Source organism: Clostridium sp. DL-VIII, from assembly GCF_000230835.1.
GTDB lineage: Bacteria > Bacillota > Clostridia > Clostridiales > Clostridiaceae > Clostridium.
Genome location: NZ_CM001240.1, coordinates 5,198,740 through 5,222,308 on the forward strand (window position 1 = coordinate 5,198,740; position 23,569 = coordinate 5,222,308).

Annotated in this window: 14 protein-coding genes; 1 reads left to right on the top strand and 13 read right to left on the bottom strand. The window is 29.5% G+C overall.

Going from position 1 to position 23,569, the window contains the following annotated elements:
• Positions 1-451: 451 nt before the first annotated feature.
• From CDLVIII_RS23870 to glnA, 6 genes are all read right to left on the bottom strand, one after another.
• Positions 452-754 carry a hypothetical protein gene (locus tag CDLVIII_RS23870; protein ID WP_009172049.1) on the bottom strand — a complete coding sequence of 101 codons (303 nt, stop codon included), beginning with the start codon at positions 752-754 and terminating at the stop codon, positions 452-454.
• Between the two features lie 270 nt (positions 755-1,024).
• Positions 1,025-1,942 (bottom strand): CPBP family intramembrane glutamic endopeptidase, encoded by a 918-nt coding sequence (locus CDLVIII_RS23875; protein WP_009172050.1) that lies wholly within the window; start codon positions 1,940-1,942, stop codon positions 1,025-1,027.
• A 247-nt stretch (positions 1,943-2,189) separates the two neighbouring features.
• Positions 2,190-3,662, bottom strand: coding sequence for a glutamate synthase subunit beta (locus CDLVIII_RS23880; protein WP_009172051.1), 1,473 nt, complete (start codon positions 3,660-3,662; stop codon positions 2,190-2,192).
• 13 nt (positions 3,663-3,675) lie between these two features.
• Entirely contained in the window at positions 3,676-8,253 is a 4,578-nt protein-coding gene (gltB, locus tag CDLVIII_RS23885) for a glutamate synthase large subunit (RefSeq protein ID WP_009172052.1), read from the bottom strand.
• A 177-nt stretch (positions 8,254-8,430) separates the two neighbouring features.
• Entirely contained in the window at positions 8,431-8,991 is a 561-nt protein-coding gene (locus CDLVIII_RS23890) for an ANTAR domain-containing protein (RefSeq protein ID WP_009172053.1), read from the bottom strand.
• Positions 8,992-9,031: 40 nt separating this feature from the next.
• Entirely contained in the window at positions 9,032-10,363 is a 1,332-nt protein-coding gene (gene glnA, locus CDLVIII_RS23895; protein ID WP_009172054.1) for a type I glutamate--ammonia ligase, read from the bottom strand.
• Positions 10,364-11,043: 680 nt separating this feature from the next.
• Here glnA and CDLVIII_RS23900 point away from each other — a divergent pair.
• Positions 11,044-12,357 carry an aspartate kinase gene (locus CDLVIII_RS23900; RefSeq protein ID WP_009172055.1) on the top strand — a complete coding sequence of 438 codons (1,314 nt, stop codon included), beginning with the start codon at positions 11,044-11,046 and terminating at the stop codon, positions 12,355-12,357.
• Positions 12,358-12,519: 162 nt separating this feature from the next.
• Here CDLVIII_RS23900 and CDLVIII_RS23905 read toward each other — a convergent pair whose 3' ends face one another.
• The 7 genes from CDLVIII_RS23905 to CDLVIII_RS23935 all read right to left on the bottom strand — a co-directional run bounded on the left by CDLVIII_RS23905 (position 12,520) and on the right by CDLVIII_RS23935 (position 23,568).
• Positions 12,520-13,155: a DedA family protein gene (locus CDLVIII_RS23905; RefSeq protein ID WP_009172056.1), complete on the bottom strand. Its 636-nt coding sequence runs from the start codon at positions 13,153-13,155 to the stop codon at positions 12,520-12,522.
• 248 nt (positions 13,156-13,403) lie between these two features.
• Positions 13,404-14,930 carry a glycosyltransferase family 39 protein gene (locus CDLVIII_RS23910; RefSeq protein WP_009172057.1) on the bottom strand — a complete coding sequence of 509 codons (1,527 nt, stop codon included), beginning with the start codon at positions 14,928-14,930 and terminating at the stop codon, positions 13,404-13,406.
• Between the two features lie 152 nt (positions 14,931-15,082).
• On the bottom strand, positions 15,083-18,085 hold the full coding sequence (locus CDLVIII_RS29475) for a VWA domain-containing protein (RefSeq protein ID WP_009172058.1): 3,003 nt from the start codon (positions 18,083-18,085) through the stop codon (positions 15,083-15,085).
• A gap of 17 nt (positions 18,086-18,102) precedes the next feature.
• Positions 18,103-18,702, bottom strand: coding sequence for a prepilin-type N-terminal cleavage/methylation domain-containing protein (locus CDLVIII_RS23920; protein ID WP_009172059.1), 600 nt, complete (start codon positions 18,700-18,702; stop codon positions 18,103-18,105).
• Positions 18,703-18,717: 15 nt separating this feature from the next.
• On the bottom strand, positions 18,718-21,186 hold the full coding sequence (locus CDLVIII_RS23925; protein WP_009172060.1) for a hypothetical protein: 2,469 nt from the start codon (positions 21,184-21,186) through the stop codon (positions 18,718-18,720).
• Between the two features lie 2 nt (positions 21,187-21,188).
• A complete protein-coding gene (locus tag CDLVIII_RS23930) occupies positions 21,189-22,154 on the bottom strand; it encodes a hypothetical protein (protein ID WP_186005524.1) in 966 nt (321 codons plus the stop codon).
• A 46-nt stretch (positions 22,155-22,200) separates the two neighbouring features.
• Complete coding sequence (locus tag CDLVIII_RS23935; protein WP_009172062.1) at positions 22,201-23,568, bottom strand: hypothetical protein; 1,368 nt, start codon at positions 23,566-23,568, stop codon at positions 22,201-22,203.
• Between the last annotated feature and the right edge of the window lies 1 nt (position 23,569).

Sequence of the window (23,569 nt, forward strand, 5' to 3'; positions counted from 1 at the left end):
TATAAAAATTTTAGAATATAAATATTATATTGTCAACAAGAAATATAGAATAAAACAGCAGTTATTTTCCTTTCATATGAAAATTTGGAATAAAATGCATATAAAAAAATAAAAAGCCAAAGATATATTATTAAAACAATATTCTCTAGCTCCATTGCTAAAATTTTATTCAATTAATACTAAACCAAGTTTTTTTCATCAATACATAAAAGCTAACATAGCTTTAAATATATCATATGTTAATTATACTATATTGTTAAGGGTTGTTCAATACTGAAATTTTATTTCGACTAATATTTTATTATTATAAACATAAATTGCACATTTTCCACAATTATTCATTATTTACCTTTATTGTATATTTTTAATCAGAAAATATTAATTAATAAAATATCAGTTTTCTTAGGCACATGAAAAGAAATAACAACTCCAAATCTGGCAGATAGACTTGTTATTTTTTTGATTGTGCCTTATTTCCTACATCTTCAAATTCAACGTCTATAACTTCTCCATTAGTGTAGTCATCAGTTGATTGTTCATAACTCTGGTAATTATCGTTATTATCTTTATTATTCTTTACTTTATTATTTTTACTCTTTTTCTTTACAAATCCAACAATTTTCATAACTATATATCCTATAATTCCAACTAATAAAAGCCATGGAAGCATTTTTAATATTATTGATAACACAAAAAATACTATGAAAACGCTGACGCCAATATATATATATCTTTTTATATTTCCATTCATCATACTTAAACCTCTGTATTACTTAATTTTTATCACATATGTAGTGATTTTCTCTTATCAAAGTAGAATACTATGCGTAAAAAACATTATAGGCAAAACTAATTTATTTTTTATTCTTTTTGACACACCGAACCTACTTAATTGACCTTTTGAATAAGTTATCCACAGCTTTGACTTTATTATAAATTCCTAAAGAATAAAAAAACTTTCTTAATCGGTTACAATTATACCTTAAGACTGTATAATTTACAATGTATAAAATAAAATTATCTCTTACCTATGAGATGAAAACTTATAGGTTATAAATATACTAATTACAAGCACCATTGTAACTACTAATCCACCTTCCGGCCCAAAACTCCCTCCATTAATTATATTAGAACTTATCACTCTTATATTGTATAAAGAATCTGTCTCAGCACCACTTACTGAAAATCCGAAAATAGGACCTTGAAAATAGTTCCACGCTGTATGATAGCCTATACACATCCATAAGTTTTTAGTCTTAATATATATTCCTGCCATAAAAACTGCAAATAAGAACAAATTAATATACGCTAAGAGACTTATACCTTGATTCATTGAATGTAACAACGAAAAAATCACAGATGAAACTATAATCGGAATAAACCAAGACTTTCGGCCTTCTTTTAAAATATTCATACAATATCCTCTAGAAAAAAGTTCTTCACTTATTCCAACAAAAATAAAAATAATTAGTTGTATAATTAATGGGTATAAAATACTTGTCTTACTCAAGCCACTTTGTAATTTTACTGACTTAGTACATATAAGTACAAGAGCAACTATTATAAATGACATTGCACCTATAATTACTCCAAAGCATAAATCACTCAAACTGCCTTTTGTCTTAGTAAGACCTATATCTTTGATACTCTTCCTTTCAAATATTCCCCAAAATAGAATAACATAAAATATCATACAAATACATTGAATTAATATTAAACACACAGATGGAAAACTGCTAATACTTGAAAGCTGTTTATTCAAATAATTTGCATACAGAGCATTATTAACTGCAAATTCTGGATTTACAGCTAAAATAACTGCTTTATAGATCATAAAAAAAATATCAGACAGTATGTTTAGCGTTATATAGAAAGCTAAAAAAAGACCTCCTATTTTTAATAAAGATTTTATTAACTTATTATTGCACTTTAGAATTTTCATTACTTTCCTCCATTCTTTTCTTTAAGATATTCCTCTTTACATATACATCTTTTATATACTTATAATATATTATGATACCTTTCCATAATATAGAAACATATAATCTACTTTATAATTAACAATTAAAATATTTTTACTTCCTTATTCATGGTCTTTCTTGACTGAAAAAATCCTATAATTTCCTGCACAATAAAATCCCCCTAGAATTTCTAGGGGGATTACTCTTATTATTTTCATGTGCCTAATTCTATTTTCTTAAGAATTCATTAACAGCTATTCCTGCTTGTATTCCTTCACTTATTGCTGTTACAACTAATGATTGTCCACGTCTTGCATCACCTGTTGCAAACACTTTAGGAATATTAGTTTCAAAGTCTTCATTTGATGCTTTTATATTAGTTCTTGCATCTGATTCAACTCCAAATGCTTCCTTAATATAACTTTGTGAACCTGTGAATCCCATTGCAAGTAATACTAGTTCTGCCTGGTAAGTCTTCTCTGATCCTTTAACTGGCACTGGTCCAAATCTTCCATTTTCGTCTTTTTTCCATTCTACTTTTACAGTATCAACACTTTCAAGATTTCCATCTTTATCAGCATGGATAGCCGTAACTGTTGTTAGATATTCTCTAGGATCTCTGCCATACAAATCTATAAATTCTTCTTGTCCATAATCGACCTTAAGAATCTTAGGCCATTCTGGCCATGGATTATTTGCAGCTCTTTCCTTAGAAGGCTCACCCATTATTTCAAATTGAACTAATGACTTACATCCATGTCTAAGTGAAGTTCCAACGCAGTCTGTACCTGTATCTCCACCACCAATTACAATTACATTCTTACCTTCTGCAGATATATAATTATTATCTGCATGCTTTGAATCTAAAAGGCTCTTAGTATTAGCTTTTAAGAAATCTACAGCAAAATGAATGCCTTTAACGTCATTTCTTCCTTCTGCTACAAGATCTCTAGGCTGTGATGCTCCTGTAGCAAGAACTACAGCATCATATTCATCTAAGATTTCCTTAGCATTATAGTTTTCACCTACATTTGCATTAGTTACAAATCTAACACCTTCTTCTGCCATAAGATTTATTCTTCTTAAAATAACTTCCTTATCAAGCTTCATGTTAGGAATTCCATACATTAATAATCCACCTGGCCTGTCACTTCTTTCAAATACAGTAACCTTATGACCACATTTATTTAATGTATTTGCTGCTGCAAGCCCTGCTGGACCTGAACCTATTACAGCAACCTTCTTCCCTGTTCTCTTTAAAGGTGAATTTGCCTTAACTATTCCATTATCAAAAGCTGTATCAATTATAGCTCTTTCATTTTCTTTTATAGTAACTGAAGGACCATTTAATCCTGCTGTACATCCAGCTTCACATGGTGCTGGACATACTCTTCCTGTAAATTCAGGAAATGGATTAGTCTTATTTAATCTTTCGTAAGCTAAATCCCATTTTCCCTTATATACTAGGTCATTCCATTCAGGAATTAGGTTGTGAAGTGGACATCCTGATACCATGCCTGAAAATAATACTCCTGATTGACAAAACGGAACGCCACAATCCATACATCTAGCACCTTGGATACATTGTTTATCTAAAGGAAGTCTTGTATGAAATTCGTTATAATCTTGTAATCTTTCCTTTGGTTCTCTGTTTTTGCCTACTTCTCTATCATACTCTAAAAATCCAGTTGGTTTACCCATTCGTCTATCCCTCCTAATTTCCTTTAATTTCTTGGAATGTTTTTATTAATGCTTCATCCTCATCACATCCAAGATTTTTGTACTTCTCAACAGTTTCTAAAACTCTCTTATAATCCTTTGGAATTATCTTGTGGAATTTAGATTTTTCTGTTTCAAAGTTATATAATATCTTATTTCCTTTAGGAGAGCCTGTAACTTTCACATGTTCTTCAATTAAGCTCTTTAATTCTTCTTCATCGTCTATATCTAACTCTTCTAATAAAATCATTTCTTCATTTAAGTTAATTCTAAAGTTTGGATCTTCTTCATATATATAAGCAACTCCACCACTCATACCTGCTGCAAAGTTAATACCTGTTTTACCTAAAACAACAACTTTTCCACCAGTCATGTATTCTAATCCATGAGCTCCAACACCTTCAACAACTGCTGTTGCACCTGAATTTCTTACACAGAATCTTTCACCTGCAATACCATTTATAAATACTTTTCCTGAAGTCGCACCATATAAAGCAACATTTCCTATTAAGATGTTATCTTCAGCTACAAAAGTCGATTTCTTTGGAGGATATACAATAAGTTTACCACCTGATAATCCCTTACCAAAGTAGTCATTAGCATCTCCTTCAATTTCAAAAGTTAATCCCTTTGGAATGAATGAACCAAAACTTTGACCTGCTGCACCATTACACTTAATAGTAATAGTATCTTCTGGTAATCCTTCTGTACCATGTACTTTAGTTACCTCAGAACCTAAAATAGTTCCAAGAGTTCTATCAGTATTAGTTATATCAACTTCTAAGTCTGTCTTTTTACCTTCAGTTATAGCTTCCTTACATTTATCTAAGAATAATTTTTCGTCCATTACTTTATGTAACTTAAAATCATACTTCTTAGTTTGATCAAATTTAACAACTTTACCTTTATACTTATCTGGAGTATAAAGTATAGAGCTTAAATCAATACTCTTAGCTTTCCAGCCGTGAGCACTCTCTTTTTGCTTAAGCTTATCTACTCTACCAATCATTTCATCGAGTTTTCTAAATCCAAGCTTAGCCATGATTTCTCTAAGTTCTTCAGCTATAAAGTACATAAAGTTAACAACATATTCTGGTTTTCCTTTAAATCTCTTTCTAAGCTCTTCATTTTGAGTTGCCACACCAACTGGGCATGTATCTAAATTACAAACTCTCATCATAACACAGCCAAGTGCTACAAGAGGTGCAGTTGCAAATCCAAATTCTTCTGCTCCAAGAAGTGCTGCAATAGCAACATCTCTTCCACTCATTAATTTACCATCAACTTCAACTCTAACTCTTTCTCTTAAATCATTAAGTAATAAAGTTTGATGAGCTTCAGCTAGTCCAAGCTCCCAAGGAAGACCTGCATTTTTAATTGAGTTCTTTGGTGATGCACCAGTTCCTCCATCATATCCTGAAATTAATATTACTTCTGCTCCACCTTTAGCAACTCCAGCAGCAACAGTTCCAACTCCACATTCAGAAACTAGTTTAACAGATACTCTAGCACCAGTGTTTGCATTCTTTAAGTCATAAATTAATTGTGCTAAATCTTCTATTGAATATATATCATGATGTGGTGGTGGTGATATAAGCCCAACTCCTGTAGTTGAATGTCTAGTCTTAGCAATCCATGGATATACCTTAGTTCCAGGTAATTGTCCACCTTCCCCTGGTTTTGCTCCTTGTGCAAGTTTTATTTGAAGTTCATCAGCATTTACTAAGTATTCTGAAGTTACTCCAAATCTACCAGATGCAACTTGTTTTATTGAAGATCTTCTTGAATCTCCGTTTTTATCTACTGTCCATCTGTCTTTATCTTCTCCACCTTCACCAGTATTAGACTTTCCGCCAATTCTGTTCATTGCAATAGCTAGAGCTTCATGAGCTTCCTTAGAAATTGATCCATAAGACATAGCTCCTGTTTTAAATCTCTTAACTATTTCTGATACTGGTTCAACTTCATCTAGAGGAATTTCATTAGAATTATAATTGAAATCTAATAATCCTCTTAAGGTTATTTCAGCTTTTTCATCATCTATTAATGAAGTACATTCCTTAAATAATTCATAATTTCCTGTTCTTGTTGCTTCTTGAAGCTTATGAATAGTTAATGGGTTATATAAATGCTTCTCTTGATTTCCTTCACCAGATCTTAATTTTTCATATCCAGGTGAATCTAATGAAAAGTCAGCTGCATAAGTCTTCTCTCTAAAGCCTTTTTCATGATTTATTTCTGCTTCTTTTTGTATTTCTTTTAGTCCAATTCCATCAATTCTGCTTATAGTATTAGTGAAGTATTTATCAATAACTTCTTTTCCAATACCTATAGCTTCAAATATTTGAGCTCCTTGATAAGATTGTATTGTAGAAATACCCATTTTAGAAAGAATCTTAATTATTCCTTTAAGTACAGCTTTGTTGTAATTATAAACAGCCTTATCATATTCTACATCAAGTAATTTTTCTTCAATTAGTCCTCTTAAAGATTCATAAGCCATATATGGATTTACAGCAGATGCACCAAATCCAATCAATGTAGCAAAATGATGAATTTCTCTTGGTTCTCCACTTTCTAATACTATTCCAACAGATGTTCTTGTCCCTTTTTTAACCATATATTGATGAAGTGCCGACACTGCAAGCAATGATGGAATAGGCACTTTAGCTTCGCATACATTTCTATCAGATAATACTAATACAGTATATCCTTTTTCATATGCATCCTGCGCTTTTTCAAACATTTCATCTAAGGCATTTTCTAAAGAACTACCTTTATCAAATACGATATCTATAACTTTTGCTTTTAAATTTCCGTCATTAAGTGTTTTTATTTTAGCTAATTCTTCATCATTTAATATTGGTGAATCAAGCTTTAACATTTCACAATTGGAAGGCTTGTCTTCTAATATATTTCCTTCTGGTCCTAAATAAACATTAGAAGCTGTTATTATTTCTTCTCTAATTGCATCTATAGGCGGATTAGTTACTTGTGCAAATAATTGCTTAAAATAGTTAAATAGTGGTTGAGATTCTTTAGATAATACTGCAAGTGGAACATCTACCCCCATTGCTGCAAGTGGTTCTGCTCCGCTTTCAGCCATTGGAAGCATAGTTGTCTTAACTTCCTCGTATGTATATCCAAATGTCTTTTCTAATCTCTTTCTAGTTTCCCTGTCATACTCAATTCTAAGCTTTTTGCTATCTTTTATTTTGTCTAATGTAACTAAATTTTCCTTTAACCATTCTCCATATGGATGCTCAGCTGCATATTCCTGCTTTAATTGTTCATCATCTATAACTTCTTTCTTAACTGTATCTACAAGAAGCATTCTACCTGGTTTTAATCTATCTTTCTTTTCTACAATTTCAGGAGGCACATCTAAAGCGCCAACTTCTGAAGAAAGAATTAATCTTCTATCTTTAGTAATATAATATCTTGACGGTCTTAGACCATTTCTATCTAAAACTGCACCAACTTTTTCACCATCTGTAAATACGATAGCTGCTGGACCATCCCATGGTTCCATTAGTGTAGCGTTATATTCATAAAAAGCTTTCTTTTCTTTACTCATAGTCTTACTCTTATACCATGGTTCTGGAATTGCCATCATAACTGCTCTAGTTAAATCCATACCATTCATATATAAGAATTCTAAGTTATTGTCAAAGATCGCAGAGTCTGATCCTTCTTTATTTATAATAGGTAATACTCTGTTTAAATCTTTTCCAAGCGCTCTAGATTTTACATTTGTTTCTCTAGAATAAACCTTATTTACATTTCCACGGAGTGTATTTATTTCACCATTATGAATCATAAATCTGTTTGGATGCGCTCTTTCCCAGCTTGGGAATGTATTAGTACTATATCTTGAATGTACTAATGCTAAAGAGGTTTCAACTCTTTCATCGTCTAAATCCTTATAGAATTCTCTAAGTTGTGTAGATAAAAGCATTCCTTTATACACAATTGTTTTTGATGAGAAAGATGCAATATAAAAAGTCTCATTTAAGAATTTACTTATCCATCCTGCTCTCTTCTCTATATTTCTTCTAACAATATATAAATTTCTTTCAAAATCTTTTCCTGGTTTTATGCCATTAGGTCTCTTTACAAAAGCTTGCATTATTGCAGGCATAGCTTCTAAAGATGCTTTTCCAAGTATTGAAGAATTTGTTTGAACTTCTCTCCACCCAATCAGTTCAAAATTCTCATCTTTACATATATCTTCAAAAAGGCTCATAGCTTCTTTTCTTGCCTTCTCTTCCTGTGGTAAAAATACCATTGCAACTGCATAGTCGCCTTCATTACCAAGAGTTAACCCCTTTGCTTTCAATTCTTCTTCAAAGAATTTGTGAGGTATGTTGAATAATACTCCTGCTCCATCTCCTGTATGCTCATCAGCGCCTGTCCCACCTCTATGTTCTAATTTTTCAAGTATAGTTAGGCAGTCTGATAGTATATCATGAGATTTTTCACCATCAATGTTAACTATTGTCCCAATTCCACAAGCATCATGTTCAAAACATGGATTATATAGCCCTTGTGCATTTGGATTATTATTTTCCATTTCAATTCCCCCTGTAATAATATATTTATTTGCACATTATTCCTTTGTTTTAAATCAAATAGGTGCATATAATTGGTTTTACTTAAAATATGTTCCAAATACTCATTTATAGTAAAACAACGAGTAAAAATATCCTTTTACGATATAGTTACCCGCATCTTTACAGTAATTTACAAATTATTCTGCTTCACTCAATATTAAACTAGCAATATCTTTCATCCTTTTCCCAGAATCCATACTTATCTTCTGCATATATCTAAATGCTTCATTTTCTGTAAGTCCCGACGTTGCCATAAGATGACCTTTAGCCTTTTCTATAAGCTTTCTGTCTTCTAAAGTATGCTCTAATTTTTCTACTTGTGCTCTTAGCTTCTTAATTCTCTTTTTGCTTTGAAATATTAGATCAATAGCATTAGTCAGTAGTACATTAGAAATTTTAGTGCCAATACAATATATATCGGTATCTTCCTCTATAAATGATTTATATGGTTCATTTACAATAGCTAAAAAGCTAGTATAATCCACTAAATTTTCATAAACATCTAGTAAACTCATATCTTTAAATTTATATCCAACTAAGACTAGGTCTGGGGAATATTGCATAACTAATCTAATTAATTCATTTCCTGAGGTACACAACGCTAGTATTTCATAGCCTTCTTGTATTAGTAAACTCTTTAATTTCTTTGCAGTCTCAATATTGCTTAGCGCTATAATAAGTTTTCCATTTTGAGCCATCGCAATCCCCACCTTAAATTAGTAACTCAATATCACTAGATTAATATTTATTAAGATAGTTCTCTATTTCCCAATCATGCACTTTGGTTCTGTAATCATCCCATTCAGCAGCTTTTCCAGAAATATAGTTAGCGTAAATATGTTCTCCTAAAGCTGTCTTAGCTAATTCACTTTCTTCCATAAACTTAACTGCTTCATATAAATTGTTTGGTAGATTATCAATTCCATTAGCTTTTCTTTCATCATCAGTCATAGCGAAAATGTTTGCTTCTATTTCATCTGGTGGTGTTAAATTATTCTTAATTCCATCTAAACCAGCTTGTAGAAGTACCGCTAATACTAAGTATGGATTAGAACTTGGATCTGGACATCTAAGCTCTACCCTTGTTCCAGCGCCTCTTGCAGCTGGCACTCTTATTAATGCAGTTCTGTTTTTGCAAGACCAAGCTAAGTAAACTGGTGCTTCATATCCTGGTACCAATCTCTTATATGAATTAACTAGTGGATTAGTTACTGCTGCAAGCCCCTTAACATTCTTTAATAAACCAGCAATAAATTGATAGGCCACTTTACTTAATCCATTTTTATCATTTTCATCAACGAAAGCATTCTTTCCATCTTTGAATAATGACATATTAACGTGCATTCCTGAACCATTGATTCCAAAGATTGGTTTAGGCATAAATGATGCATGTAGTCCATGTCTTTGAGCAATAGATTTAACAACTAACTTAAAAGTCATAATGTTATCAGCTGTAGTTAAAGCATCTCCATACTTAAAGTCAATTTCATTTTGACCTTCAGCAACTTCATGATGAGAAGCTTCAATTTCAAATCCCATTTCTTCTAAAGCTAAAGTCATATCACGCCTAGCATTTTCTCCTAGATCAGTAGGTGCTAGATCAAAATATCCGCCTTTATCTTGAGTGTTAGTTGTTGCATTTCCATTTTCATCTGTTTCAAACAAGAAAAATTCACATTCTGGTCCAACATTCATTGAATATCCAAGCTCAGCTGCTTCTGCTACAGCTTTCTTTAAGATATATCTTGGATCTCCTTCAAATGGTGTTCCATCTGGTCTGTAGATGTCACAAATTAATCTTGCAACCTTACCTTGTTGTGGTCTCCATGGAAAAATTACAAAGCTGTCTAAGTTAGGTCTTAGATTCATATCTGATTCTTCAATTCTAACAAAACCATCAATAGATGATCCATCAAACATGCACTCATTATTTAGTGCCTTTTCTAATTGCTTATCAGTAATTGCTACATTTTTTAATGTGCCGAAAATATCAGTAAATTGAAGCCTTATGAATTTCACTCCATTTTCTCTTACTAAGTTAATGACATCTTCCTTTGTGTATTTTGCCATTTACACTCCCCCCTTTTCTTAAAAAAAAGCGCACAATAGAGATATATACCATCTATTGAACGCCTTTGCTCAATTCTTTTAATAATGAAATTATATAATAATATTTACTTCAAATCAAGTGATTTTTTAAAAAAATAAATATTTTTATATCAAAAACTTTAAATAATAAAGAAATAAATATCATTTTCTTTATTATTTAAATAAAATGATTATAAATTGGAAATCTTTAAGTTACAACTTTTCTGCATATAAGGCAAAATATTTTATAGCAAAAAAATAAACGAAATCACTGCGAATTATTCATTCCATGACTCCGTTGTCAAAAGTTATCTAAATTTATATCTTCATTATACAAATCAAATTTAACCATGTCAATCAAACTGTAAAATCACTTCATGAATAATGTTAATTTTTTTTCACATATTTTAAAGGCATTCTATATTCTTTTTTTATTATTAGTTCCATCCAATATTTATTATGCATTTTTTTGCTTACAATTATACATTATTAAGTATTAGTATTTGAATTAAGGCACAATCAAATAAATAGTAGGTCCGTTTGCCAGTATATTTTCATGTTCCTAAAGTATTCTCAATAATTAACTTGAACATTTTTAGATAAATTGCTACAATCTTATGTGTAAATTTATAAAAAAACATAAAAATATGGGGGCTATGATTATGAACACAATTGTAACAAAATTTGGTGGAAGCTCACTAGCAGACGCTAATCAATTCAAAAAGGTTAAGGATATAATATTTTCTAATAATGAAAGAAAATATGTAATTCCTTCAGCACCTGGTAAAAGAAATTCTAAAGATTCAAAGATAACTGACCTTTTATACCTTTGCCACGCCCATGTTTCTACGGGAATAGCTTTTGATGATGTTTTCAATCACATAAAAGACAGATATTGTGGTATTGTTAAAGATTTGAACTTAGATTTTGATATCGAAAAACATTTAGATATTGTAAAAAAAGATCTTGAAGAAGGGGCTTCAAGTGATTATGCTGCAAGCAGGGGCGAATACCTAAACGGACTAATACTTGCTAATTATTTAAATTTTGAATTTGTCGATGCTAAAGATGTTATGGTTTTTGATACAGATGGTTCACTAGATGCTGAGGCTACAAACTCTGCTCTTAATGCCAAACTATCAAAAATATCTAAAGCTGTAATTCCAGGATTTTATGGGGCAGATTGTGATGGCAATATAATAACATTTTCAAGGGGCGGCTCAGACGTAACAGGCGCATTGGTTGCTGCAAGTGTAAGTGCTGACCTTTATGAAAACTGGACAGATGTATCTGGCTTTTTGATGGCAGATCCTAGAATAATTAAAAATCCGAAGCCAATAAGCAGAATAACTTATTCAGAACTGAGAGAATTATCTTATATGGGGGCTTCAGTACTTCATGAAGATGCTATATTCCCAGTAAGAGAGATTGGAATTCCAATAAATATTAAGAACACAAATAGTCCACAGGACGAAGGTACTTTTATAGTTAAGGATTGTGATATTTCAACTAACCCAACTACTGTAACTGGTATTGCAGGCAAAAAAGATTTTACAGTAATCTCAATAGCTAAAGCTTCAATGAATTCAGAACTTGGTTTTTGTAGAAAGCTATTATCAATTCTTGAACAGCACAATATTTCTTTTGAAAATATGCCTTCTGGAATTGATACAGTATGTCTCGTTATTTCAGATTCACAGCTAAAACATAAAAAGGATGCTGTAATAGACGAAATTAAAAGGACTTGTACTCCAGATACAATAGAAGTTCATCCAAACTTGGCTATGATTGCAACTGTTGGACGTGGAATGGCTAAACAAATGGGAACTGCTGCAAAAATCTTCACAGCTCTTTCAGATGCCAAAGTAAATATAAGAATGATTGATCAAGGTTCTAGTGAAATGAATATTTTAGTCGGTATTGAAAATGATGATTTTGAAAAGGGAATTACTGCAATTTATAATGCATTTAATTAAAATATATAAATAAAAATAGACCAGTATGCTGGTCTATTTTTATTTCATGCTATATTCTTATTAGTAGGCACTATCAAATAAATAATAAGTCCGCTTGCAAGGCTATTTTGGACTCGTTATTTATTTTCATGTGCCTTACTTTTCTACTAGTCAATTGAAATACTACATAACTTCATCAGTTTTTTTTGCTTTACTTCTAATAAATTCAATTATTATCGGCAATATTGAAATTAATATTATTGCAATTATCACCAATTCAAAGTTATTTTTAACTATTGGAATGCTTCCGAAAAAGTATCCTAAAGCTGACACAACTAATACCCACAGAACGCCTCCAATTGCATTAAATGAAATAAATTTCTTATAACTCATTTCACCTATTCCTGCCACAAACGGAGCAATTGTTCTTACAATAGGTATAAACCTAGCAAAAATTATGGTTTTCCCACCATATTTCTCGTAGAATTTATTGGTTTTGTCAAGATGTTCTTGTTTTATGAATCTTCCGCTTTTTAAGATTTTATGACCAAAGAGCCTTCCAATTTCGTAATTTGATGTATCTCCAAGAATCGCTGCAATCATCAAAATTCCTATGAGCATATATATATTGAGCGCTCCCTCTGCTGCTAATGCTGCTGCCGCAAAAATTAAAGAATCTCCAGGCAAAAATGGTGTTATCACTAATCCTGTTTCTAAGAAAATTATAATAAATAACATTAAATACGTTTCAACTCCATAATTTCCAACAACAGCTGCTAAATACTTATCAAGATGTAAAAATATATCTATTATATTCATTTGTTTCCTCCCATATGCAAATATAACATTTACATTTTATTAAGTTGTTTATCATATGTTATTATATCGTATTAATAAAAAAAGTAAAATTAAGATTTTATTAAAATTACCCTTGCCGTATTTTATAATTTATAAATTACTACTACACTATATAAATTATTGCTTTAAATAAAACTTATTAAAATCAAAATATGAACGTCATATATCAACATTTAAATCTTTTTATGCTTTTAATACTATATACTAAATTAGGTTTTAGCTATAACATAATATTCTTCATTTTGTAATATTAAATTAAACTTTTTTAATTCTTCTTTATGTATTTTATACATAGTAGAATTTATAATCAAAATACCTTGATGATTATTTTCTAAGAATCCTTCAACTCCACCTTCTTTACATTTTAAATCTGCACTTATTTCTGCTGCCATTACTACACTCTGTTCCAATTTTCCAATACCATAATCAATATATGCATCTTCCCCTTGGATTTCATTTTTATTTGATAAGTCATTCATAATAAAAGCCTGTAAATCATTACCTGGTGGATTTTCAACAAAGTTAATCATATACATACCATGTATAATTACTACACTTATAAACAACAAAACAAGGAATATTTTAAAAATTCTACTTAATTTCACAGATCTTATTATATTCCCAAACATTGTTGACGCAACTATTATTATTGGTATATATATTGGCATTATGTACCAATCTAATTTAGTTTTTGAAATAGTATAGATAATTAATGGTATAAATATCCACAATATATATGCTATAGATTCGTCTTTTTTTAACTTCTTAAAGTTTAAACTTAACCCCAGCATAATTATTATAATAAGAACAACTCTTAAACTTGAACCTGTTCCAACAAAGAAATATTGGAAATAATAAAAGAATCCTGGAGTATTATTTTCTACGCCTTCCATAGTCCTTTCTAACAAATCATATTTAATCATTTCTTTAAAGAAAAAAAATCCATCGCTTCTAATTCTAGCTATAACCCATAAGCCTATCGGTACTGAAAATGAAAGAATAAAAAGAAACCATTCTTTTTGTTTGATTCTTTTTATTTCACCAGTAAACAATATAAATAATCCCCCTATAATTACAAGTAAAAATGAATGAAAACTTTTTGTAAGAAACGCAAGCCCAAATGATAACCCACTTATATATAAAAATTTTTTATTATCCTTTATATATAACATTGATATCATAGATATTGTAAAAAGTAATATAAATAAAGCATCTGCATCCGCATGTCTTCCTACATGTTTTACATATAATTGAGTAGATGCAGAGAAGCTTAATAATGATACTAGAGATTCTATTTTTCCATATCTTTTTAAAACAAATATTCCAATCAATGTTGTTAATATTAATAATGATATAGCTGAATAAAACCTTATAGAGAACATAGATACTCCAAAGCTTTTAATACATAAAGCTATTATCCAAAAACTTAATGGAGGTTTTAAATTCCAATAATCTTTTTCATAAGCATATGTATTAATTATATACTGATTGTTCTTTATCATCTCATATCCACTTATACCATGTCTTGCCTCATCCCAATTATTAATTGGAAATGTACCTAAATTTCTGAAGCAAATATAAGCTATAAAAAATATAACCGAGCCGGCTAATAAAATATACTGTGCTTCAGCATATTTTATTAATTTATTAAGATCTATTTTTGAAGTATATAAATTAAATTTTACTTGTGAATTAAGTTTTTCTTTAATTCTACTCATATTCTTTCTGTAATTCATAAATACTTATATCTCCTACACACTCTTTATTACAAGTTACTTCCTGTCTAAACTTCAGTATAAATATACTCTTATAGTTAATTGTTTTTCTACCAGTACAACCGATGATTTTATTTTTCGCACACTCGGACTTATCAGCGTAAAATCCATTACTAAAATAAATCTGGAGATTTATCAGGTATATTCATTGTAATATTCCTACTATCTCCTGGTACCAATAAAGTATTTATATATTGATTTTCTGTAGAATCTGTTGGCAATTTCTCATTATATAGTATTAATATTTTTTCGTTAGTACTCACATTAGCACCATTACTGGTATATTTATATATTACTTTGCTGTTTTTAATATCGGATTGAGTCATTGTTCCAATTTTTGCAAAAGTTCCAATACTATCATATTTAAAAACTTCAATTTCTCCGTTTATCTCTACACCTTGAGGTATTTCTAAATTTGCATCATCCTGACTACTTATAGATCCCAAGAGAGTTGCCCCTATTCTCAAAGATGAACCTCTAACAATATTGAAACTTCCTCGATTATCTATATTGGGTATGTTGTTTTTCACACCTTCATATAATCCATAATTTAAAATTTTCAACTCTGAGCCTACTGTAATACTAAAAGGATTGATATTATTTCCAGTTAATTCATTTTCTAAATTAGTATACGAAATAAATCCTGGATTTCCAAACTCTAATGTTCCAGTTTCATTTGGTTTTATTTTGAATGATATATCAAATGGTTCAGCGCTATAAGTTCCATTTTTCAATGTGTATACCACACTAAATTCATTTGTTTCAACATTATAATTTCCATCAGAACATGTGTTAAGTCCTGAAACAATGTCAAATTTTTCTCCCTTGTTAAATTTAAGTTTTGCATTGAATGTATATGATTGCTTCATTCCACTTTTTAATTTACTTGCTATTTGGGGCATTATGGGGTCTTCTATAGTATTATTAGAATTTATATTATTAGAATCCTCAAAAAGTTTATGCGGATCACTTATATCAAATTTTCCATAGTTTACATTAATGTAATAATTATTATTTTCTTTTTCTAATAAGTTTTCCGAATTACTTTCTTGTTTATTTATTAAACTGTAATGAAGATTTTTTAAATTATTATTAGGTTCCTCATCTTCGCTAATAACTTGTCCAACATTTAAAGTAATTATATTATAATTTTTATTCTTAATATTATTTATCTCAGTTATTAACGAACTACTACCTTCATCTGTTATACTTCCCCCACCTATAATTATTATATTTTTACTTCCAGTACCACGGTTTATATCAATCTGACTAGTAGCAGGTTCATTTCTTCCATTATCTAAAATATCTTGTGCTAACTTTAACGCCTTTGATACATTTCGACTACTGGAATCAGATACATTTATTTTATCAAGAACTTTTTGCCTCATTAGGTCTGAATAATTTGATTCACTATTACACTTTTCTTTTATATCCGCATCATTTTCATCTAATTTATTATACACTGCATCATCACTATAAGTTATTACTGAGTACCGACTCTTACACGTTTGAAGTTCATTATCATGAAATATTTTATCACTTATAGCTTGTTTAATACTTGCAAACAATCCATCCCTATTCATAGAATTAGATACATCTAATAAAATAACTACATCTTTAGGTTTTGAATCATCATCGCTACCTTGAAAATCAAAACTTTTGGGAGTAATTGTGTAAGTTACATTAATGTCTTTTCCTACTTGATAAGGTTCAGATTCTAGACTTTTTTTCTCCGCTTCTATATCTGGCAATCCACTACTCTTTATGGTTATACTTGTTTTAGGTATATCCGTATTTTTAATGCTTCCATTCCATGGAACAGATAATTTAGAATTTTCAAACATATTATCATAAATATTCGGAATATTACCTTTAATTGTAAATTCAAACGGTATCTCTGATGCTTCATATCTAACTTTTCCATTAGCTTGAGATGTAAGAGTATATTTTATATTGTTTATATTTACTACGTTTCCTCCAACATTTAAAGTAAAATTAGAATCAAAGTTTAAATTTATTTTTACATTAGTAATAGTATAACTCTCTAATATATTATCAGCTATTTTACTAAAAACTCCATCTATTGCTCCTACATCTGTGGCATAAAACGTTCCATTATCTGTAGCTCCACCCATCGATTCATGAATTTCTTGCATCGTAGTATTTCCAGTGCTACTTTCATTACCCAAACCATATCCTATTGAAAATACATTAGGTTTTTTGGTATCTCTAATTTTATTGCCTATTTGAGTTGCATATTCTTTTGCATCCTCATCATAATCACTACCTTTTCCAGCATATTTAGGATCGCTATTATCAATATTGGTATAATAATTATTATTTTTTACAGAATAAAAAGTAGGGAGCCCGTCTGACATAAAAATAATATCCTTATTCGCATTTTCATCACTATTCTTTTCTAACAAATATTCAGCTTTTCTTAACCCCTCTCCTGTATTGGTGCCACCATCTGCCTTTAATCCATCAATAATTGCCTTTAAATCTTTATCTTGATTTGAACTTAAGAAGCTATTAGTCGAATTATATGTCTTTATAGTAGCATTACTTGAATATGCTACTATTGCTATTTCTAAATTCTGCACACTTTTCATTTTATCAATAAAATTATCAGCAGCAATTTTTAATTGTTCTATTTTAGTATTTCCACTAGTAACCTGATGCTCACCAGCTTTATTATGTTCTTCACAATAATCATCTATATAATAACTAGTGTCTACCCATACAAATTTAAACTTTGACCAACTCCACTCCCACTCCCCTTGCTCTACTTTATGCCTTACTCTTGGATTTGTACATAGTGCTCTTTCATCCATACTTCCAGATACATCTAAAACCAAAACGATTTCCTTTTTAGGAATATCATTTTCAAAAGGTTGTGGTATTATTTTTCCACTAACGGTAACATCTTCGCCAACCATAGCAGGATTCGGCATAACAGGATTCATTTCTATTTTAAATGTTGGTTCACTTGCTACTATATCATCAGTTGCATTTACGTTTTTTGAACCAATATTTATTAATGTAATTAATAATATAAAACATATTAGTATGCTTAATTTTTTTAAATAATTTTTTTTATTTCTTATTTTCTCCAAATTTTCTCCTCCTTTCTTTATTTATTTTTATTCCTAAAAGTAATCTTAACGCTAATAGGATAATTAACCTTACTAAATGCTTTTTCTTCATGTAAATTAATATTAAATTGAATTGAAGATGACTCTGCAAAACTCTTATTAATGTCTTGAGGTACTATCCTAAAGCTGTTAACATGTTTTGAAAGTATTTTATACTCTCCATTATCATATACAATTTTTAGTTCTCCATCTTCATATATGATATTATAATATTTTTCATTGCTCACTGTACCATCATTTGAATATACACTATCCCTATCATAACCTTGCATTTCAATTCCATTTATTTTACTAGAATCTAGCTCTGAATATTCTTTATCCACATATTGTCCTTCATCATTTCCATCAATACCATCTATCTCTATGTCAGTGATATTTACACTTTGTATACCAACTTTAGTCAGCTCTTCTTGAATATCTTTAGCTTCTATTTGCAAAGTGGATTTTGCATCTGATTCAGAAAAAACCTTATTCCCAGTAATAAATATAGACGTTGTAATAACTAAAACAATTATTATTATTGCTAGTACAATTATCATTTCCATTAAAGTAAATCCGTTTTTTTTCTTTTTAATCATTCAGTCCCACCTCGACTATTTCGTAAGCTTCCATAATTTTGATTCTAAGAATTTATTTATATCATACTTACTATCTAATATTTCATCTTCTGATTTATTTAAAATTGAAGTTTCATCATTATTAACTATCATTCCACCAAATACATCTTTAAATAGACCTTTATTTTGAGATTGCAATCTCGATATTACATCTGAATCATAATTAATGTTCACTTCATCATTTCCGCTAATGTTTAAATTTCCTGTGCAGATTAGGGTTCCATTTAATATAACATCACCATCAATAATTACATTACCTTTTGTAGCAATCACTGCATTTATCTCATTATTACTATTAGCCTTAACAATTCTAAGTTTACTTGATTCAATTATCTTTCCATCTGAATCTTCATATTCTCTATTGTCATCTATATCTTTATTTTTCAAAACTATTGTTATATCTTTATCTGGATTTAATATTGTTCTCTCATTATCACCTAAATCCTGATATTCAGATATTGAATTAAAATTTACTAATGAATCAAAATCTGTTAATACTGACTGATTATATTCTCCTATTTCAGCTGGCTGACCAAATTTATATACTTTACTCGCAAAATCAATTCTCTTTTTACATATTTCTCCACTATCATTATAGGTTAATCCCGCATGTTCTAATGATAGAGAATAATTTGGTTCTTTTACAAAAGTGTTTTCACCATCTGTATATACTAGAGCTCCTACAGAATATATATTATCTGTATTGCTTGGCCAGATTATACCTCCAGTATCAGCATTTCCTCGTTTATCCCAGTACTCTTTAAAATGTTTTGCTTTATTAAAGACATTATCTTCATCTAAGAGATACAATGGATCATGATAACTAAATTTCTCAGATGTATTATTAGGATCTAGAACTGAGTATGCTATATAATTTCCTTTAACAGCTCCAGATTCTCCAGTTTGATAATTATTGTCTGTAGCAATATGTGCTGTCCCCATAATGTAAGCTGAATTACTTATACTTACTTTTGAATCAGAACTCCCTCCCTTGTATCCATTAATTATGATACTGCTAGAAGATTTAGTAATGTCATCAATTTTTCCAGTATGTTCTATTCCATTTGAATCTTTATATTTTATATTTTTATCATTAATTCCATAAAAATCATTCATATTTACTTCTGAATCTTTAGCCTTTACTGTTAAGTCATTGTCTAAAATAACTTTTCCCGCTCCAGCAGTATTGATATCTAACTTTGAGTCTTCTGCAAATCCATTATCTCCGTCCACAATATTGCCAATGTAAGCATTTCTTGCATATAAATTACCATCAACAATTGCAGTTGTGTAATCTTGAATATTAAATGTATTTCTAGTAATAACATCTTTTTTAAATTCAATGTTATTGCTGTTATTTATCTTTATCCCACCGCTATATTTTTCATAAGTTCTATCATTGTCACTTTCATTTACGTTCGGGTATTCTCCTTCTACAAACGCATCTCCACTAACAGTAAGTTTCCTAACATTATCAACATTCATATTTCCCTTAACTGTAAGTCCTCTATCTTGCAAAGCTAAATATTTATCATTTGAAGTACCATTACCAAAGAATATATCATCATAATTTGGAATTTTAATTACATAATTTGCTTGTATTGTTCTATTATTATTATCAACACTAATAGGAGCATTTTTAGATTCAAAGTCAGATGTTATTTTTACAGTATAAGCTTTATCAGCAGTTTTAGTGAATTGTATAGTTTGTGTATGCCCATCTGTAGACGATTCTATTCCATAATTAAGAGTATCATTTCCGTTTGTATTATATGGTGTTGAAATATCTGCAACTAAGGCTGCTTGTTTATCAACATCATTATTTGCCTCATATTTAACCATTGTTGTCTGCATACTATTCAAGCTACTAACTTGATAAACATATTGTTTATTTTGAACGGAATTTTTAAGCTTGAAATCATCATTCAGCTTACTATCATTATCATCAAAGAATGCCTTAAATCCACTTTTAAATTCTTCATTTAATAAAACTTTCATGAAGTTTTTATCATCTTCTATTAATTCATTAAATTGGTCTATTTTTGTATTGTTATCTTGTATTGTTGCTTTAGTGGTATTATCTGCATTATTTTCTTCTTTCAACTCATTAATTCTTGCATTTAGATCATTAATATCAGTATTAAATTTTGCATATTCTTCTGCATAGGTACACTTTGATTTATCTGTTATTGTTGCATCTGTAAGAGTTTTTACCCTATAATATCCATACTTGGTTGCTGCATCAAATGTTTTCCCAATTATATTATAGGCAACATCTATTCCAGAATCTGAACCATATAAGTTTTCTATTCTTTTATTTTCAATTACTCTAGATTTATAATTGGCAGATATCATCGATAACATGGCTGTTGATACAGTAGTTACAAACATAAATATGATAATTACATATATTAAACTAGATCCCTCTTTTTTTCTTCTCACCATTCTCACCCCTTGTTTATGTAATTTATATTTATATTTTGATTTGAATATCCTGTGAATATATAATCTTCGCTATCCTTTTTCTTTATTTTAACTTCTATATCATATAATCCCCCAATTTTATTACCGTCTTCTGCTTGATTATTATATATATATGCATGACCCTCATCAAAACTTAAATTTACATTTAAATTATTGGACTTTTGTAGATACATATTGGTTTCAGAATTTTCTTCTTCATTTTTATTACTTATATATATTTCAAAGTTTTTCAGATCAGAGCTAGTACTATTAGTACTATAATTGTTAAAATTAATATACAAATTTATTACATTTTCTTTATTAGTTGATTCATCTAAAACAGTTCCTAATTCTTTTTCTAAGAGAGTATTTCCTTGATAACCCTTAATAGTCATAACCTTTTTATTATCATCATTAGTTTTTAAATATATATATAATCTTATATTATTACCTTGGCTTTCAATTGCCTTATTACTAATATCATCATTTATATATATTGTCATTCCGCTTTTACTCAAATATAAATGATCTTCTAATGTATTTGCATTACTTAAACCACTAGAATTATTATTCTTATCTATATTTATACCCTCATTATCTGAATTCTTAGTTGATGTTAGTGTGATTTCCTGAATATATGAATAATTATTGCTATTCTGATCAGCGCAAATATTAAAATCATTATCTAAATGCAGAGTTTTTTCATAGTGAGAATCATCTGTTGCTTTATTCAATACTATCTCTTTATCATCTTGTTGTAATGTTACTTCTCCATTTTCATCATTAATACTATTAACATTCTTAAATTCTTCAATAATTCTTTTCCCTGTTATAGCCGCCATTTGTTTCTCTTGTCCAACTTTGGTCTGTCTTATAAGTAATACGTACCCATTATATATACCAATTGAAATTATTGCTATAATGGTCATACTTATTATTACCTCTAGCAAAGTAAACCCTTCATGTTTTTTGGAATTTCTTTTTATAAGTCCTCACCTACTTTTGATTAACGCTTATATTACTTCCATCACCTTCAACTGTTACCCGCGGATCTGCTGAATCATCTCCGCTTATATCTACATTTACCAGCTTATCCGTCTTATTTATTATCTTTAACTTAAGTTCAGACTTATCATTTGAAGTTATTCTGTTTTCACTTGAAATATTCAAAACTATATTTTTTGACGTTGTCGTAAACTCCGCTCCAAGGCCTTCATAGTTAGCTGGGTATGTTCCTTTTGAGGTTTTATATTTATAATAGTATTTATCTCCATTTTGAGTAAATACTATTTCTGCTTGTTCCTCTGAATTACTATCTGCATAAACATAAGTTGTTCTTAAATCATCATTTGTCTTACCCATCATTATTGTTGGTAAATCAGAATTTATAGATTTTACTGAAACTGCAAAATCACTAGTATCTTTTTTTTCTTCTACAATTCCACTTGCTGCGCCTGTACTAAATGGTACACTCTTTCCATAAGTATTAGCTAAATCCCATTTTAAATAACTTTCTAGTTCATCATTAATTTTAGGAATAGCATAAATTTCAAGGTTAATTGTTCCTTTTACTGTATCCAAAGTATCTTCATTTATTTTTATTGAATTTACTACTATTTTCTTTTCATTTTTTCCAATCGTATTTAATAATTTATTTAAGCCATCGAAGCTTCCTTCAAAATTCACTTCAAATTTAACATATTGTACTGTATTTTTCTTTTGGTCTTTTGAATTCTTTGAAGTATTTGCATTCGAGTTGTTTGTATTACTTGTATTTGAGTTATTGGGATTAGAATTATTACTGGTAGTACTTGTTTTATCATCATTATTGGAATCCTTAGTATTACTGCTAGCTTCGCTTTTGTTAGAATTTCCTGAACTTACATTATTATTCTGATTTGATTTTTCATTTGTATTGTTGCCTTCATCTATGCCTCCAGCTGCACTATTATATTGATCGACTATTCCTTGTAATGAACTTTCAGCTAATGTTTGATTTTTTTTATCTACACTTTCTACACTGTCAGACACTATAGGATTAAACTTAATTCCTCCATCTAATCCGCTATCTTTTAACAATGTATCTAATTCTAATATTATATGTTCCTCGCTTATTGTCGGATAAAAAGGCAATGATTCATCACTTATTTTTGCTTTTAATATTTTCACATCACTTCTTCTATCTTCAATCGAATTTATTGTATTCATTGTAGTAGTATACTTTTGCTCAAGTTCATTTTTTTGTTTAGTTTTTTCTTGAATTTTATTTATTTGAACAGAGTACACAAAGTTGTAATATCCAAAACCTATTAGTATAATTCCTAAAATATATAACATTATTTTTTCTTTATTACTTATCTTCATA

Coding starts and splice junctions, on each gene's coding strand:
- CDLVIII_RS23925 (WP_009172060.1), bottom strand. CDS start 21,186: ATGGTGAGAAGAAAAAAAGAGGGATCTAGTTTAATATATGTAATTATC.
- CDLVIII_RS23875 (WP_009172050.1), bottom strand. CDS start 1,942: ATGAAAATTCTAAAGTGCAATAATAAGTTAATAAAATCTTTATTAAAA.
- glnA (WP_009172054.1), bottom strand. CDS start 10,363: ATGGCAAAATACACAAAGGAAGATGTCATTAACTTAGTAAGAGAAAAT.
- CDLVIII_RS23890 (WP_009172053.1), bottom strand. CDS start 8,991: ATGGCTCAAAATGGAAAACTTATTATAGCGCTAAGCAATATTGAGACT.
- CDLVIII_RS23870 (WP_009172049.1), bottom strand. CDS start 754: ATGATGAATGGAAATATAAAAAGATATATATATATTGGCGTCAGCGTT.
- CDLVIII_RS23920 (WP_009172059.1), bottom strand. CDS start 18,702: ATGATTAAAAAGAAAAAAAACGGATTTACTTTAATGGAAATGATAATT.
- CDLVIII_RS23905 (WP_009172056.1), bottom strand. CDS start 13,155: ATGAATATAATAGATATATTTTTACATCTTGATAAGTATTTAGCAGCT.
- gltB (WP_009172052.1), bottom strand. CDS start 8,253: ATGGAAAATAATAATCCAAATGCACAAGGGCTATATAATCCATGTTTT.
- CDLVIII_RS23935 (WP_009172062.1), bottom strand. CDS start 23,568: ATGAAGATAAGTAATAAAGAAAAAATAATGTTATATATTTTAGGAATT.
- CDLVIII_RS23900 (WP_009172055.1), top strand. CDS start 11,044: ATGAACACAATTGTAACAAAATTTGGTGGAAGCTCACTAGCAGACGCT.
- CDLVIII_RS23910 (WP_009172057.1), bottom strand. CDS start 14,930: ATGAATTACAGAAAGAATATGAGTAGAATTAAAGAAAAACTTAATTCA.
- CDLVIII_RS23880 (WP_009172051.1), bottom strand. CDS start 3,662: ATGGGTAAACCAACTGGATTTTTAGAGTATGATAGAGAAGTAGGCAAA.